Annotated in this window: 13 protein-coding genes; 5 read left to right on the forward strand and 8 right to left on the reverse strand. The window is 63.8% G+C overall.

What is annotated here, in order from left to right; translation table 11 throughout:
• Positions 1–161: 161 nt before the first annotated feature.
• The 5 genes from ACZ5B4_RS14000 to ACZ5B4_RS14020 all read right to left on the reverse strand — a co-directional run bounded on the left by ACZ5B4_RS14000 (position 162) and on the right by ACZ5B4_RS14020 (position 3,377).
• Positions 162–680, reverse strand: coding sequence for a nitrophenyl compound nitroreductase subunit ArsF family protein (locus ACZ5B4_RS14000; protein ID WP_464911850.1), 519 nt, complete (start codon positions 678–680; stop codon positions 162–164).
• 46 nt (positions 681–726) lie between these two features.
• Positions 727–1,122 (reverse strand): putative zinc-binding protein, encoded by a 396-nt coding sequence (locus tag ACZ5B4_RS14005; protein ID WP_464911851.1) that lies wholly within the window; start codon positions 1,120–1,122, stop codon positions 727–729.
• A gap of 72 nt (positions 1,123–1,194) precedes the next feature.
• Positions 1,195–1,431: a thioredoxin family protein gene (locus tag ACZ5B4_RS14010; protein WP_464911852.1), complete on the reverse strand. Its 237-nt coding sequence runs from the start codon at positions 1,429–1,431 to the stop codon at positions 1,195–1,197.
• Positions 1,432–1,531: 100 nt separating this feature from the next.
• Entirely contained in the window at positions 1,532–2,902 is a 1,371-nt protein-coding gene (locus tag ACZ5B4_RS14015; protein ID WP_464911853.1) for a permease, read from the reverse strand.
• Positions 2,903–3,053: 151 nt separating this feature from the next.
• Positions 3,054–3,377: an ArsR/SmtB family transcription factor gene (locus ACZ5B4_RS14020; protein WP_464911854.1), complete on the reverse strand. Its 324-nt coding sequence runs from the start codon at positions 3,375–3,377 to the stop codon at positions 3,054–3,056.
• 684 nt (positions 3,378–4,061) lie between these two features.
• Here ACZ5B4_RS14020 and ACZ5B4_RS14025 point away from each other — a divergent pair.
• Complete coding sequence (locus tag ACZ5B4_RS14025) at positions 4,062–4,469, forward strand: HEPN domain-containing protein (protein WP_464911855.1); 408 nt, start codon at positions 4,062–4,064, stop codon at positions 4,467–4,469.
• On the forward strand, positions 4,466–4,807 hold the full coding sequence (locus tag ACZ5B4_RS14030; RefSeq protein ID WP_464911856.1) for a hypothetical protein: 342 nt from the start codon (positions 4,466–4,468) through the stop codon (positions 4,805–4,807). Before ACZ5B4_RS14025 ends, ACZ5B4_RS14030 begins: the two co-directional genes overlap by 4 nt.
• 314 nt (positions 4,808–5,121) lie before the next feature.
• Here ACZ5B4_RS14030 and ACZ5B4_RS14035 read toward each other — a convergent pair whose 3' ends face one another.
• From ACZ5B4_RS14035 to gltX, 3 genes are all read right to left on the reverse strand, one after another.
• A complete protein-coding gene (locus ACZ5B4_RS14035) occupies positions 5,122–5,907 on the reverse strand; it encodes a class I SAM-dependent methyltransferase (RefSeq protein WP_464911857.1) in 786 nt (261 codons plus the stop codon).
• Positions 5,907–7,670, reverse strand: a complete 1,764-nt coding sequence (locus ACZ5B4_RS14040; RefSeq protein ID WP_464911858.1) for a glutamine--tRNA ligase/YqeY domain fusion protein — start codon at positions 7,668–7,670, stop codon at positions 5,907–5,909. The genes ACZ5B4_RS14035 and ACZ5B4_RS14040 overlap by 1 nt, the downstream gene beginning before the upstream one ends.
• A 142-nt stretch (positions 7,671–7,812) precedes the next feature.
• Positions 7,813–9,390 (reverse strand): glutamate--tRNA ligase, encoded by a 1,578-nt coding sequence (gene gltX / locus ACZ5B4_RS14045; RefSeq protein WP_464911859.1) that lies wholly within the window; start codon positions 9,388–9,390, stop codon positions 7,813–7,815.
• A 256-nt stretch (positions 9,391–9,646) separates the two neighbouring features.
• Here gltX and ACZ5B4_RS14050 point away from each other — a divergent pair, with 256 nt between their 5' ends.
• The 3 genes from ACZ5B4_RS14050 (at position 9,647) to ACZ5B4_RS14060 (ending at position 13,636) form a co-directional block, all read left to right on the forward strand.
• A complete protein-coding gene (locus ACZ5B4_RS14050; protein WP_464911860.1) occupies positions 9,647–11,032 on the forward strand; it encodes a hypothetical protein in 1,386 nt (461 codons plus the stop codon).
• Between the two features lie 371 nt (positions 11,033–11,403).
• Positions 11,404–11,961, forward strand: a complete 558-nt coding sequence (locus ACZ5B4_RS14055) for a response regulator (RefSeq protein ID WP_464911861.1) — start codon at positions 11,404–11,406, stop codon at positions 11,959–11,961.
• 238 nt (positions 11,962–12,199) lie between these two features.
• Complete coding sequence (locus tag ACZ5B4_RS14060; RefSeq protein ID WP_464911862.1) at positions 12,200–13,636, forward strand: DNA cytosine methyltransferase; 1,437 nt, start codon at positions 12,200–12,202, stop codon at positions 13,634–13,636.
• Position 13,637 lies beyond the last annotated feature (1 nt).

Raw genomic sequence — 13,637 nt, forward strand, 5'->3', positions numbered from 1 at the left:
TCTACGGCGCTACCCGAAATTCACCAGCGGCCAGCACCACCTCCAGCTTACGCTGGAGGCTCCGGGTTTTCCGCGGCATTCACCTCCGGCTTACGCCGGAGGCTCGGAGTTTTGCGGCGCATCCACCTTGGGCTGACGCCCGCGGCGTGCGGGCCGCCCTTTCAGGACGCCGTTTTCGGCAACAGCTCCCGGAGGTTGCCGGAAATCAGCGAATCGAAGGCATCCGGTTCGTGGACGGTTTGCCACACTTCCATCAGGTTTCGATACGTGACCTCCTTGCCGTCCTTGACCTGAACCATGATCACGGTCGGCGCGATGATCTCGTACTTGGTGAGCAGGTCCCGATTCTCCGGTAGGTCGTAGTTGACCTCTTTGACGATCACCCGGCCCGCACGGATATCGTCCGCGAACATCCGCTCCAAGACGTTTTTCGTGGAGGCCTCGATCTTCAAGCAGGTGGGGCAGCGCGTTTTGCCGTGGCACAAGTACACCACCACCGCTTCCTGTTCGGCGGGAGCGACCGTTTGTGCCACCGTGGTCGCCCCGGCGACCTCCGCCTTCGCTGCTTCGGGGGTTTTCTGCGCTTGGCCGACCTTGACGAAGATTGCTCCGAAGGCCATGCCGACCAGCAGGAGCAAGGCTCCCGTCAATAGGGATTGGAGACCGTTCTTATCCGCCATCTCGAAAACTCCTTGTGAAGGACGCATCCGGAACCGTGGATCGCGATTAGGCGACGGCGGCAGCGAGCCGCTTGGCGCCCTCGGCCACGACGCGTTGGACGTTTTCCCCGGTAACCGGGGTTTCGCCGCGCTTCATGCCCATTTGGTCGAGTCGCAAATGCCGGAAGTCGGGAAAACCGGCCTTTTCCATGACCTTTCTTCCGCACTCGTAGTCGCAGCCGTCCAGGACGAGGACGGCGGGGGCGGCTGCGAGGGCCTGGAGCATCATATCCACGCCGCCCGCCACGCCCGCCAAGCATGACATCTGGGCGATACCGTCGGCGGTCATCTTCCGGGCCGCCAAGTCGGCCATACGCCCGAGGTTGGATGCCCCCGAGCAAGTCAACACGATCGGCTTGGCGACGCCCGAGCAACAACCGCCTTGATTACTATCTTTGGCCATAAGGCAAAGTTCTCCTTTTTCGTCGTTCAGAAACACGCGCAAGAGGGATGGAGCGTCCTCCGCAGGCGTCTCTCAACCGGCGAGAATCTTCTTGATCTCGTCCACGCTCGCCACCTTGCCCATCACCTTGACTTCGCCGTCGACGACCAAAGCGGGAGTCATCATCACGCCGAAGGCGGTGATGGTACCGATGTCGGAGATTTTTTCGACTTGGGCCTCAATGCCCGACTGCTGCACCGCTTCCCGCGCGTTGCTTTCCAGCGCCTTGCACTTGGCGCAACCCGGACCCAGCACTTGAATCAGCTTCATGGTTTGCTCCTCCATTTTTAGAAATTGTACGCCTTGTGGTTCGCAATACGAAAGCAAAAACGGCGGATTGCCGGCCCCGCCTCGGCCGCCGCGTGGGCGGTCACACGAAAAACGCCCCGAAGATCATGCCCACGATCGCGCTCATCACCACGACCAGAACGACGAAAGTCGCCGTCTTCTTCAAGCCCCACACGCTGAAGATGACGGCGATGCTGGGGAGGGAGAGAGCAGGCCCGGCCAGCAGCAGCGACAGGGCCGGCCCCCGCCCCATGCCAAGCCCCATCAGGGCTTCGAGGATCGGAATCTCCGTCAACGTGGCGAAGTACCAGGCGCCGCCGATCACGGAGGCGACGAGGTTGGCGCGGAAGCTGTCTCCTCCCACCAGGGCGCCGACGGCCTTTTCGGGCAGCAGCGATCCCACGAATCCCGTCACCAAAACCCCGATGAACAGCAGCGGGATGATCTGCTTGGAAAAGCTCCAGGTCTCGCCCATCCAGGCCTTCAACCCCGGCTTTTCGAACCACGAGAAGGCCATGATGACGGTCAAGAGCAGGAACGCGCCCGCCACGTACCACCGCCGGGGATAGATCCAGGCCGCCCATTGATAGCCCGGCGGGGTGTCCTGACGCATTCCGAGCACGTATTCCTTCTCGACGTTGATTTTCACGCCTTTGGCGAAACGGCCGGCCGGCTCTTCCAATTGGAAGCGATAGGCGCTGGTGGTCTCCAGGAGCACGGCCACGTTCAATTCTTCGGTGGACAAGACCTCTTTCGTCCCGTCCATGAGGGTGACCTGGGCGTTGGGCTTGAGCTGCACCACGGTGCGGCTCGGATCGCTCCAATCGGAAAAGACCAGGAACAGGATCATGGAGGCCAAGAACACGGCGTTTTGCCACAAAGCGCGTTTGGAGGGCGGCGACGGCGGCAAGGCCATCATCGCCCGCGTCCGGTTCTCCTCCTCGCGGCGGAAGATCCACGCCATCAGCAGGCCGATGACCACCGCGAAGACGATCGCTCCCACGACCCGGGCGATGCCCAGGTCCAAGCCCAAGACTCGGGCCGTGAGAAAGATCGCCATCACGTTGATGGCCGGTCCGGAGTAAAGGAAGGCGGCGGCGGGTCCCAATCCCGCCCCCACCCGATAAATGCCTGCGAACATCGGGAGCACGCTGCACGAGCAGACGGCCAACACCGTCCCGGCCACGGAGGCCACGCTGTAGGCCGCGATCTTGTTCGCTTGCGGGCCGAGGTACCGCAGCACACCCTCCTTGGAAAGAAACGTGGCAATCGCTCCGGCGATGAACATGGCCGGCACGACGCAGCCCAGGGTATGGTTTCGGGCATACCACTGGAGCATCAAGAAACCTTCCACAATCGCCGTCTGAACGCGTTCGGCATTGAAGTTGACAAAATAGGCGAAGAGGAAGACCGCGACCAAGGCGGCCAGAATCCCCCATTCTTTCCGGTTCATCGCCGACTCCATCGCAATGCGAAAACCATGGTTGTTTGGCCAAGCATGCAAGGTCGATTCATCAAGAAAGGGCGACCGTGATCGCCCGTCCGAGAACCCCCGCCCGACAAAGCCGCAAGCTGCGTCCTTCCCGGTCGCCAGCCAAGCACCGTTACTGCAACATGTTCACCTTCGTTTGATAGTTTTGCCGCAAAACGCTTTCCGCGCACTGCAAGAAATTCAGCACGCAAGGGGTGCGCAGTCGGTAGAACGTCATGGTGCCGCGCCTCTCGTCCTCAACGACACCGGCCTTTTTCAAGGCCGACAGATGCCGCGAAACCGTGGACATATCGGCACCGATCAGGGCCGTCATCTCGCAGACGCACTTCTCGCCGTGCTCCGCGAGCTGTTCCACGATGAACACTCGCGATGGGTGGGCCAAGGCCCGAAAGACCTCCGCCATCATCGCGCAACGTGCTTTCGTGTCGGTGTCCATGACGTCTCACCCTCGCATCACTAGGAAGCGCCACATTTATCTGGAAGGGAGTTTCCCGACGGCCTGCCGCCACGACGGACGCACCGGGCGATGCCGCGGCCGAGGGACGAACCGGTTCCAACTACCCTCGGCAACCCCCTTCCGGAATCTAATACGTATCATCGGCCTTGCTTGTTTGCATCATGATGCAATATTACAAGAATGCAATATTTCATTCCATAGCGCGATGGTATTATGAAGCATGACTTGCAAGAGGGGGTGCGGTCCGCAAGAGGAGACGCGAACCGGAAGAGGCGGTGCGATCCGGAAAAGGCCCCTCCCGGCAGCGCCGGCCGCCGGATCACGCCCGGCCCTGGGGAACGGCGACCGCCGCCGGGGCGCTCCTCTCCGAGGCAGGGCGACAAGGGACGCACGAAACTGCCTTTTCTCGCTCCACACCCAATACTTGCATGACTTGCGGCTTGGTCGACAGATCGCGAAGAACCGCCTCCGGAATCACGCAAGAAACGCGCCGAACCCATGCTCCCTGCGGCAAGGCTTTTCTAACCCTCATCGCAAAACCCTTGATGACGGGGATTCCGGAACGACGCGAGCGGCTCGGGCAGCCGGCCGTGCTGATGACGGCCGGCCGATACCATCCTAGAATTGGGGGAAGGAGCGTATTGCAGGCACGGGAGTAGGCTCATGCCGCCGACAACGCCGCGCGACTTTCTGAAGGTGGCGGCCCAGCGGCTGACTACTGCCGAGATCCTGCTGCGGGAAAAGCTGACCCTGGATGCGCAATATATCGGAGGTTACGCCGTCGAGTGCTCGTTCAAGGCCCTGGTTTTGCACCGAACTCCCGATCCCGACAAGCCGGAGAAACTGAAGCTGCTTTCCTCCGGCGCGAAGATGCACCGGGCGGAAGTGTTGCTCGGTGAGCTGAAAGAACTGGGGGTCGCCCTCCCACTTGACATCGCCAAACGAATGCGGCGATTCGATTGGACCACCGCCTTGAGGTACGAGACGGGGCGGCGCGATACAGGTGAGACGATCGCCTTCCTGAAAACTGCCAAAGCCATTTATGATTGGGTGGAGGGTCAAGTGCCATGACCACGACAGCCTCGCGCCCCTGGGAAAGCAAACGGACGGACGAGACGCGCCAAGTCGAGGATGTCCTGCGCAAAGCCGGATTCGCGGAGGTCGATGCCTACCGCTATAACTCGGCGTCGATCCGCGTTCGGGTAATCGACCCGCGATTCGAGGGCCTGTCGCATGAGGAACGGGATGCCTTGGTCGAACCCCACCTGAAACTGCTTCCGGAGCGCACGCAGGCGGACATCATCAGTCTCTTCACCTTCGCGCCTTCCGAACTCAAGCAGCCCGCGCAATCGTCTAAAGAGCACCTTCTGAACACGGAGTTCGAGGATCCCAGCCCCTCGATGTTGTGACGGGCCCCAATCAGAGCCGAGCAGGGATTTCATTGCGGCTCTGCAAGCCGAAACAATTGCTGCACCCAACCGGGACCGCGCTGTCGGTTGCGGCCGTCAACGCGCGCTCCCGCGGCCCCGGTAGAGGACTTCTATCGATACGCCGTGCAAGAGGGGGTGCGGTCCGCAAGAGGAGACGCGAACCGGAAGAGGCAGTGCATTCGGAAAAGGCCCCTCCCGGCAGCGCCGGCCGCCGGATCACTCCCGGCCCTGGAGAACGGTTGCCGAGCGCCGACGCAACCCGCGGGCCTTCGAGCACGAGCCTGCGGCGTCCGCTAGCAGGGGATGCGGCGGAGCACGAAGACCGCGTCCTCCGTGCAATCATCCAGGGGTATCACGTCGTCGATATCGTAACGAAAATCGTGGACGGCCGCGATCTCCCACCCGCCCGCCTTCTTCAGCAGGCCGCGAAATTGCTCCGCGGTGTAGGTGCGAAAATCGAACTCGTCCACGATGCGAAAGCAGCGCCGCGGGGTGTAGACGTCGAATTGCAGGCGGACCCGTTCCCGCCGCGCCCGGCGATCCAGGCTGAGGCTTTGCATGAGGGAATTGACCTGCAACATACCGCGGCGGGCGACCCAGGCCTCTTCCGTGCATTGGGGCGGGCGGTTCGGGGTGAGGTGCAAGCCGATGACGTAGATTCCGCCCGGTGCCACGGCCTCGGCCATGCAGCGGAAATGGCCGACGGCCGCCCCTTCCTCCGCCACGTGGCGAAAGCTGTTGATGGCGTTGTAGGCCGCGTCGCACGGCCGGGCGAGCGAGAAATCGGTCATATCGCCGAGCACGGCGACGGGCTTTTTTCCGGCCTGCCGGAAGCGGCGGTTGCAGTAGTCCACCGCCTTGGGGTTGAGGTCCAATCCGCTCACCGCGTAGCCCGCGTTGCTGAGGCGAATCAGCATCCGCCCGGTGCCGCAAGCCGGCTCGAAGACCCGGCGGACGCGCCGCTTGGCATAGCGGCGAAACGCCTCCTGGAGAAAACGCATCTCGGCGGCACAGTCGGCTCCGAAGAGCACGTCGTAGTACTTGGGATAGTCGTAGATGCTGCCGCGGATCGTTTCCATCAGGCGTCCTGCCCCAGCTTTTTCTCGATCTTGGCCCAAGCGTCCTTGAGCGAGACGGTTCGATTGAAGACGAGCCGGCCGGGGCGGGAGTCGGGATCGACGCAGAAGTAGCCCAGCCGCTCGAACTGGTAGCGCGTTCCCACGGGGGCGTCCTTCACGCTGGGTTCCACGAAGGCGGGCGCGACGATCTCCAGCGAATTGGGGTTGAGGTTCGCTCGCCAGTCGGCGCCTTCCGGGACGTCGTCCGGGTCGGGCTTGACGAAGAGGTGATCGTACAGCCGCGCCTCCACCGGCAGGGCGTGATCCGCCGACACCCAGTGGATGGTGGCCTTGACCTTGCGGCCGTCCGGGGCGTTGCCGCCGCGGGTCTGGGGATCGTAGGTGCAATGGATCTCCGCCACCGCGCCGGTGTTCGGATCCTTGACCACCTCGGTGCAGCGGATGAAGTAGCCCCAGCGGAGGCGGACCTCGCGACCCGGCGACAGGCGGTAGTACTTGGGCGGCGGCGTCTCGCGGAAGTCGTCCTGCTCGATGTACAGCACCTTGGAGAAGGGGACTTTGCGGGTGCCCATCGACGGATCCTCGGGATTGTTCACCGCATCCAGTTCTTCCACCAGATCGTCGGGGTAGTTGTCGATGACCACGCGGAGCGGGCGGAGGACGGCGAGGACCCGCCCGGCGCGGCGATTGAGGTCTTCCCGCAGGCAGTGTTCCAGCAGCGAGATGTCGATCACGCCGTCGTACTTGGCCACGCCGATACGGCGGCAGAACTCGCGGATCGCCTCCGGCGTGTAACCGCGCCGGCGCAGGCCGCAAAGGGTGGGCATCCGCGGATCGTCCCAGCCCCGCACCAGCCCCTCTTGCACCAACTGCAAGAGCCGCCGCTTGCTCATCACGGTGTAGGTCAGGTTCAGCCGAGCGAATTCGATTTGGCGCGGCGCGTAGATTCCCAGGGCCTGGATGAACCAATCATAGAGCGGCCGATGAATCTCGAACTCCAGCGTGCAGATGGAGTGCGTGATGCCCTCGATGGAGTCCGATTGCCCGTGCGCCCAATCGTAGGTCGGGTAAATGCACCACTTGTCGCCGGTGCGATGATGCGTCGCCCGCAGGATGCGGTACATCACCGGGTCGCGCATGTTGACGTTGGGGTGGGCCATGTCGATCTTGGCCCGCAGCGTCCGCGAGCCGTCCGGGAACTCTCCCGCCCGCATCCGCCGAAACAGATCGAGGTTTTCCTCGACCGAGCGGTTGCGATACGGGCTTTCGCGGCCCGGCTCCGTCAGCGTGCCGCGGTATTCGCGGACCTGGTCCGGCGTCAAATCGCAGACGTAGGCGTATCCCTTGCGGATCAGCTCCTCCGCCCATTGATAGAGCTGCTCGAAGTAGTCGGAGGCGTAGAAGCAGCGGTCCTCCCAATCGAAGCCCAGCCAGCGCACGTCCTCCATGATGGATTCGACGTACTCCACGTCTTCCTTGGTGGGGTTGGTGTCGTCGAAGCGGAGGTTGCACTTGCCGCCGAACTCTTGGGCGATCCCGAAATTGATGCAGATGGACTTGGCGTGGCCGATGTGCAGATAGCCGTTCGGCTCCGGGGGAAATCGCGTGTGGACGCGGTCGTAGCGGCCGGTTCGCAAGTCCTCGCGGACGGCCTCGCGGAGGAAATCGCCGCCGCCCTCGCAGGGCGGACAGCCCTCCGCGGCCGCGCCGTCCGGGCCGTTCTTCTCTACTCTCGGCCGGTCGTGAGACGGGTTCTCGTTCATAGGTCCAGCGCCTTGAGATTGTTTTTCGCCATGGCGAGCAAGCAAGGATTTCGGCCGGGGACTTCCGAATGAGCTTGCCGCGCTGCACATCGCATTATTGTTGCCCGTCCCCGGGCCACGACAAGGGGACCGCGTGTCGGGTTCACCGCTCCGCCTCGCCCGCAAAGCGACGGCGAGCCGCCTCCAGTCGGGCCGCGACCTCGTGCCGGCCCAGAATGGCCAGCGTCTCGAACAGCCCCAATCCCACGGTCCGGCCGGTGAGCGCCACCCGCAGCGGATGAATGATCCCGCCGATCTTGATCCCCTCTTGCTCGGCGAAGGCGTGGACGGCCTCTTCGAGCGGAGCGGGCAGGAAGGGATCGACCCGGGTCAGGGCCTCGGCCGCGCGGGAAAGGAGTTCCGCCGCCCCCGCCGCCTTGAGGTGCTTTTCCACCGCCTTGGGATCGAATTCCAATTGTTCATAGGGGACGAAGAACTCGGGGTAGTTGAGGATGTCGCCGGCCACGCGGAGCCGATCGCCCGCCGCTTCGACCACCCGCATCACCCGCCCTCGCAGTTCCGGCGAAAGGTCGGCGGGAATCCAGCCCGCCTGCCGCAGGAAGGGAATCGCGGCCTCCGTCCGCTCCGCGAGCGGCACCTGCTGCATGTGGCGCTGCTGAAAGGCCATCAGCTTCTTGGGATCGAACGCCGCCGGGGCCTTGTTCACGCGGTCCAGGGAAAAGGCCGCGATCAATTCCGACCGCGAAAAGTGCTCCGTGCGATCGTCCAGCGACCAGCCCAACAGGGCCAGATAGTTGACGACCGCGTCCGGCAGGAAGCCGACGGTCCGGTAGAAATCCACGACCACGGGATTGAAGAGGTCGTCCGAGACCGCCGAACCGATCCGCCGGGCGATCCCGCGGCCCAAGTCCATCAACTCGGCGAAATCGCGGTTTTTCAGGTATTTTTCCAGCTTCCGCTTGCTGAGTTTGGTCTTGCTGCCCGGCTCCGCCACGAACGGCAGGTGGGCGAATTGCGGCGGCTCATGGCCCAGGGCCTGAAGGATGAACACTTGCCGCGGCGTGTTGGAGAGGTGCTCCTCCGCCCGAATCACGTGCGTAATCCCCATCGCGTGATCGTCCACCGCGCTGGCCAGGTGATAGAGCACGGAACCGTCGGACCGTTGAATCACATGGTCCTGCTCTTGGCTCCAATCGAACTCCACGTCGCCGCGGATCAGGTCGTGGAGGACCAGCTTGCCCTCTCGGGGAATCTTAAGCCGGACCACGGGCGAGCGGCCTTGGGCGCGGAATCGGGCCTCGTCTTCCGGCGTTTCGGCCATGAAGCGGCGGCTGTACACGAAGGGGCGCTTTTCGGCCTGGGCGGCCTCCCGCTCGGCCTGAATCTCCTCCGGCGCGGCGAAATCCTTGTAGGCCATGCCCGACGCCAGCAGCGATTCCACGGCCGCCGCGTAGATCTCCCGCCGCTGCGACTGGTAATACGGAGCGCAAGGCCCCCCCGCCTCCGGCCCTTCGTCCCAGTCGATCCCCAGCCACCGCAGCCCGTCCAGAATCGGCTGCAAGGCCTCTTCGACGTTCCGCTGCTGATCCGTGTCGTCGATGCGGAGGATGAACCGCCCGCCGTGACGCCGCGCAAACAACCAGCAAAACAGCGCGGTGCGGACCCCGCCGATGTGAAGGTAGCCGGTGGGACTGGGAGCGAAGCGTGTGCGTACCGTCATGAAAGGGCGCCCTAAAGGACGGAATTGATCTAAAATCCAAATAGTCGGGTAGTCGGGAAAACGCGGGCGCTATGCTTGCGCCGCCGGTTCGCCGCGGCGGCTCGGGGCCTGATCGCAACGAACCTTAGGACATCAGGCGGAATCACCCGCGGGCGCGAGCCTCCGGCGCCGGCCCGAGGTGCAAACCCGGTCATCCCGTTTCCCGGTACAACTCTCGATAGAACCGAAAATATAACGCGATTGGGACGAACTGCCTATGTCGCCGGTGAAGGATGACGACTTTTTGCGGCGTTCGAGGGTTCCCACGGCGGTCCGCTTACCGCTGCCGGTCGCCCTGCTCGCCGTGCTGGTTTGGTCCGCGTCGTTCGCTTCGGCGACGGATCGCTCGAAGGGGAATCCGCCGCCCTCGACCGGGCAAGACTGGGTCACGATCGACGAACCGAAGCTGCTAGCGGCGGGCATCCGACGATTGGAAGGCCGGCACCTCACGCTCTACACCGACCTCCCCTCCTCGCCCGAGACGGACTCCCTGGGCCGCGTCTTCGATGCCGCCTTTCCCCAGTGGTGCCGCTACTTCGGTATGGAAGGCGTGAATGACGCCTGGCGGATGCGGGGATTCCTGATCGCCGACCGCCGGCGGTTTCGCGCGCTGGGCCTACTCCCCGACCGGCTGCCCCCCTTCGCTAACGGCTACTCCGTCGGCGACATGCTGTGGCTGTACGAGCAACCGAGCGACTACTACCGCCGCCATCTGCTCCTGCACGAGGGGACGCACGGATTCGTCCGCGCGTTCTTCGGAGAGAACGCCCCGCCCTGGTACAACGAAGGCATCGCGGAGCTGTTGGGCACCCACCTTTGGGACGGCAACACCCTGACCTTGGCCTACACGCCCCGCTCGCCCGAAGAGGCTCCCATGTGGGGACGCGTGAAGATCGTGCGGGATGCGGTGCGGGAGGGGCGCGGCCTGACGTTGGAGCAAGTGTTGGCCTTCGGGCCGACCGCCCATCGCGAGGTCGAACCCTACGGTTGGTGCTGGGCCTTGACGGCCCTGCTGGACGGCGATCCCCGCTTTCGCGAACGCTTTCGCAGCCTACCCCGTTATCTGAACCGTCCCGACTTCGCCCAACAGTTCGAACGCCTCATCGCCCCCGACCGGCGATTGCTGCAAACGGAGTGGCTGCTGTTGACGCATAACATCGAGTACGGCTATTCCTTCGAGGCCGAGGCCCTGGATTTGCAGCCGGGCGTGCCCTTGCCGACCGGCGGCGCCCGTTATTCCGTCGCCTCCCACCGCGGCTGGCAAAACACGGGTTACCGGGTGGAGGCAGGCAAGACCTACCGGCTGACCGCCCAAGGCCGATACACCATCGCCCGGGACGGCGGCGATTGGCTCTGCGAGCCGGACGGCGTCACCATCCGCTACCACCGCGGAAAACCGTTGGGAATGCTGCTGGCGGCCGTGGATGCGCCCGACTTTACTACCGATCAACCCGGCGGACTGCTCGATCCCGTCGCGGTCGGAAGCCGCTGCGATTGGTCGCCTCCCGCCTCGGGGACGCTCTTTCTCCGCATCAACGATTCTCCCGCCGAGCTGGGCGACAACACCGGGTCGGTGAACGTCTTCATCCGGCCCGACGAATGAAAACGCAACGCATCTCCGAGCCGCCGGCGCTGGAATCCCCGAGCCACCAGCGTGAGCTGGTGGTGCTTTCACGCGAAAACCACGAGCCACCAGCGTAAGCTGGTGGTGTGAACCGGTGGTGAATCCCGGGTAGCGCCGAAGACACCTCCAGCTCACGCTGGAGGCTCTACTTTAACGAAAACGCAACACATCCCCGAGCTGCCGGCGCTCGAGCCACCGGCGTAAGCTGGTGGTGTGAACCGGTGGTGAATCCCGGGTAGCGCCGAAGACACCTCCAGCTTACGCTGGAGGCTCTACGTTAACGAAAACGCAACACATCCCCGAGCTGCCGGCGCTCGAGCCGCCGGCGTCAGCCGGCGGTGTCGGTGTCGGTGTCCGCATCTTTCCACGGCGGCGACCTTCTTGCCGCGGCGGCCCTCCCTTATAATCGCTTCAAGAGGCGAAATTGCCGCAAAACCATCGTCCCACTCGTGGTCCGGTACTCGATCATGGCCCCCAAGAGCAAGATTCTCATCGCCGACGACAACCCCACCAACGTGGAGCTGCTGGAAGCGTACCTCGCCGATTTCGACTGCGAGACGGCGGTCGCGGCGGACGGCGAGGAGACGCTGCGGGCGGTGGAACGCTTCCAGCCCGACGTCATCCTGCTCGACATCATGATGCCGCGGCTGAGCGGCTTCGAGGTCTGCAAGCAGCTCAAGTCCGATCCCCGGACCAAGGGAATCATGGTCCTGATGGTGACGGCGCTGAACGAGCCGGGCGACATCGAGCGGGCCGTCCAATCCGGCTGCGACGACTTCCTCAGCAAGCCGATCCACAAGCTGGAACTCCTCAAACGGTTGGACAACATGGTCCGCATCCGGCACATTTCGGACGAGGTGGAGCGCCTGCGGGCGTACATCGAACGGATGGAGGATCGCTCCCGCTAGAGTCGCAGCGGCCCGCCCATGCCTTCGCAGCCGCCCCGAGCGGGTCGCGCATTGACACCCCCGATTGCGTCTTATAAGCTTCCCACTAAGGCCCCGTACGCCTGAAAAAACGGCCGGAAGCCGACGGAAATTTGGGCAGCGAAGGCGAGCGACACGGGCCGCCGGCGTAAACTCCGTCGCTTCGGAACCGCTTGCAGGTATCGCCGCGGAACGGTTATAGGGCAGGGAAAGGCCTTGGATGAGCGGTAACGCGGAAGACAAGAAACGATTCTTGCAGGTCACGGCCGGAAATCTCCGGAATCACCATCTCTACGTCCATCGCCACCTGGACTTTTTTCCCGCCGATTGCCTGGACCCGGCAAATCGGGGCGACGGGACCGGCGGCGCCGTCGCCGTCTATTTGGAAGGCTTAAACCGCACCGTGGAGACGCAATTGGCGATCGACACGAAAACGGGAAAACCCCGTGGATTCTTTCGCAGCCGCACCTGGGTGCGGGAATTCTTCGAGCATCACGGCATTCAAACGGGAGATGTGCTGGCCCTGGAAAGGACCGGAGAGCGGACCTATCGACTGTATCCGTTCGAGAGCGGCGGGGACCGCCGGCACGACTGGCGACGCTTTCTCGATGAACCGTCGAGCGAGGAAGGCCCGACGGTGTTGGAACTGTTCGCCGGGGCCGGCGGGATGGCCCTGGGGTTCCGGCGCGCCGGCTTTCGCACCGTCTTGGCCAACGAATGGGATGCCGCCGCCTGCCAAACCTTGAGGGCCAATATCACGGACCGGGTGGCGCAATGTGCCATCCAAGAGATCGACCGCTTTCCGCAAGCGGACGTGATTGCCGGCGGGCCGCCGTGCCAGGGATTCAGCAACTTGGGCGACCGCGTGCCGTTCGATCCGCGAAACCAACTGTGGCGAGAGTTCCTGCGGGCCGTGGAACAAGTGATGCCCAAGGCCTTCGTAATGGAAAACGTCCCGCCCATCCTATCCTCGCAAGAGTTCGTGGAACTGAAGAAAAAGGCCGCGTCGCTGGGCTACCGCGTGGAAGGCCGAATCTTGAACGCGGCCGATTACGGCGTGCCGCAACTGCGCAAGCGGGCCTTTCTGATCGGCGTTCGAGACGATGTGGTTTCCTTTCCCCCGCCGACTCATGCCGATCCGAGCAAGATCACGCCGCTGTTAGGTGGAACGCTGCTTCCCTGGAAGACGGTTCGCGATGCCATCGGCGACCTGCCGCCGGAGCCGGACGGCCGGAACTGGCACATCGGCCGCAACCCCACCGCCAAATCCCTGGAGCGATACCGCTGTATTCCGCCGGGGGGAAATCGCTGGGACCTCCCTCCGCACTTGATGCCCGATTGTTGGAAACGAAAGACCAAGGGCGGCACGGATTTGTTCGGGCGACTGTGGTGGGACCGACCCTCGGTCACGATCCGCACGGAGTTCTATAAGCCCGAGAAGGGGCGTTACCTGCACCCCGAAGCCGACCGGCCGATCACCCATCGCGAGGCGGCTCGCCTGCAAGGTTTTCCCGACGATTACATCTTTCACGGCTCCAAGATCGAGGTCGGCATTCAGATCGGGAACGCGGTTCCTCCGCCCTTGGCGGAAGCCATCGCGCGGCACCTGCTCCGATCCGTCAAGGCCCTGGCCCGACCGACGGCGGAAGTCGTTTGAA

The sequence above is a fragment of the Thermogutta hypogea genome, assembly GCF_055386265.1.

Coding starts and splice junctions, on each gene's coding strand:
- ACZ5B4_RS14000 (WP_464911850.1), bottom strand. CDS start 680: ATGGCGGATAAGAACGGTCTCCAATCCCTATTGACGGGAGCCTTGCTC.
- ACZ5B4_RS14005 (WP_464911851.1), bottom strand. CDS start 1,122: ATGGCCAAAGATAGTAATCAAGGCGGTTGTTGCTCGGGCGTCGCCAAG.
- ACZ5B4_RS14010 (WP_464911852.1), bottom strand. CDS start 1,431: ATGAAGCTGATTCAAGTGCTGGGTCCGGGTTGCGCCAAGTGCAAGGCG.
- ACZ5B4_RS14015 (WP_464911853.1), bottom strand. CDS start 2,902: ATGAACCGGAAAGAATGGGGGATTCTGGCCGCCTTGGTCGCGGTCTTC.
- ACZ5B4_RS14020 (WP_464911854.1), bottom strand. CDS start 3,377: ATGGACACCGACACGAAAGCACGTTGCGCGATGATGGCGGAGGTCTTT.
- ACZ5B4_RS14025 (WP_464911855.1), top strand. CDS start 4,062: ATGCCGCCGACAACGCCGCGCGACTTTCTGAAGGTGGCGGCCCAGCGG.
- ACZ5B4_RS14030 (WP_464911856.1), top strand. CDS start 4,466: ATGACCACGACAGCCTCGCGCCCCTGGGAAAGCAAACGGACGGACGAG.
- ACZ5B4_RS14035 (WP_464911857.1), bottom strand. CDS start 5,907: ATGGAAACGATCCGCGGCAGCATCTACGACTATCCCAAGTACTACGAC.
- ACZ5B4_RS14040 (WP_464911858.1), bottom strand. CDS start 7,670: ATGAACGAGAACCCGTCTCACGACCGGCCGAGAGTAGAGAAGAACGGC.
- gltX (WP_464911859.1), bottom strand. CDS start 9,390: ATGACGGTACGCACACGCTTCGCTCCCAGTCCCACCGGCTACCTTCAC.
- ACZ5B4_RS14050 (WP_464911860.1), top strand. CDS start 9,647: ATGTCGCCGGTGAAGGATGACGACTTTTTGCGGCGTTCGAGGGTTCCC.
- ACZ5B4_RS14060 (WP_464911862.1), top strand. CDS start 12,200: ATGAGCGGTAACGCGGAAGACAAGAAACGATTCTTGCAGGTCACGGCC.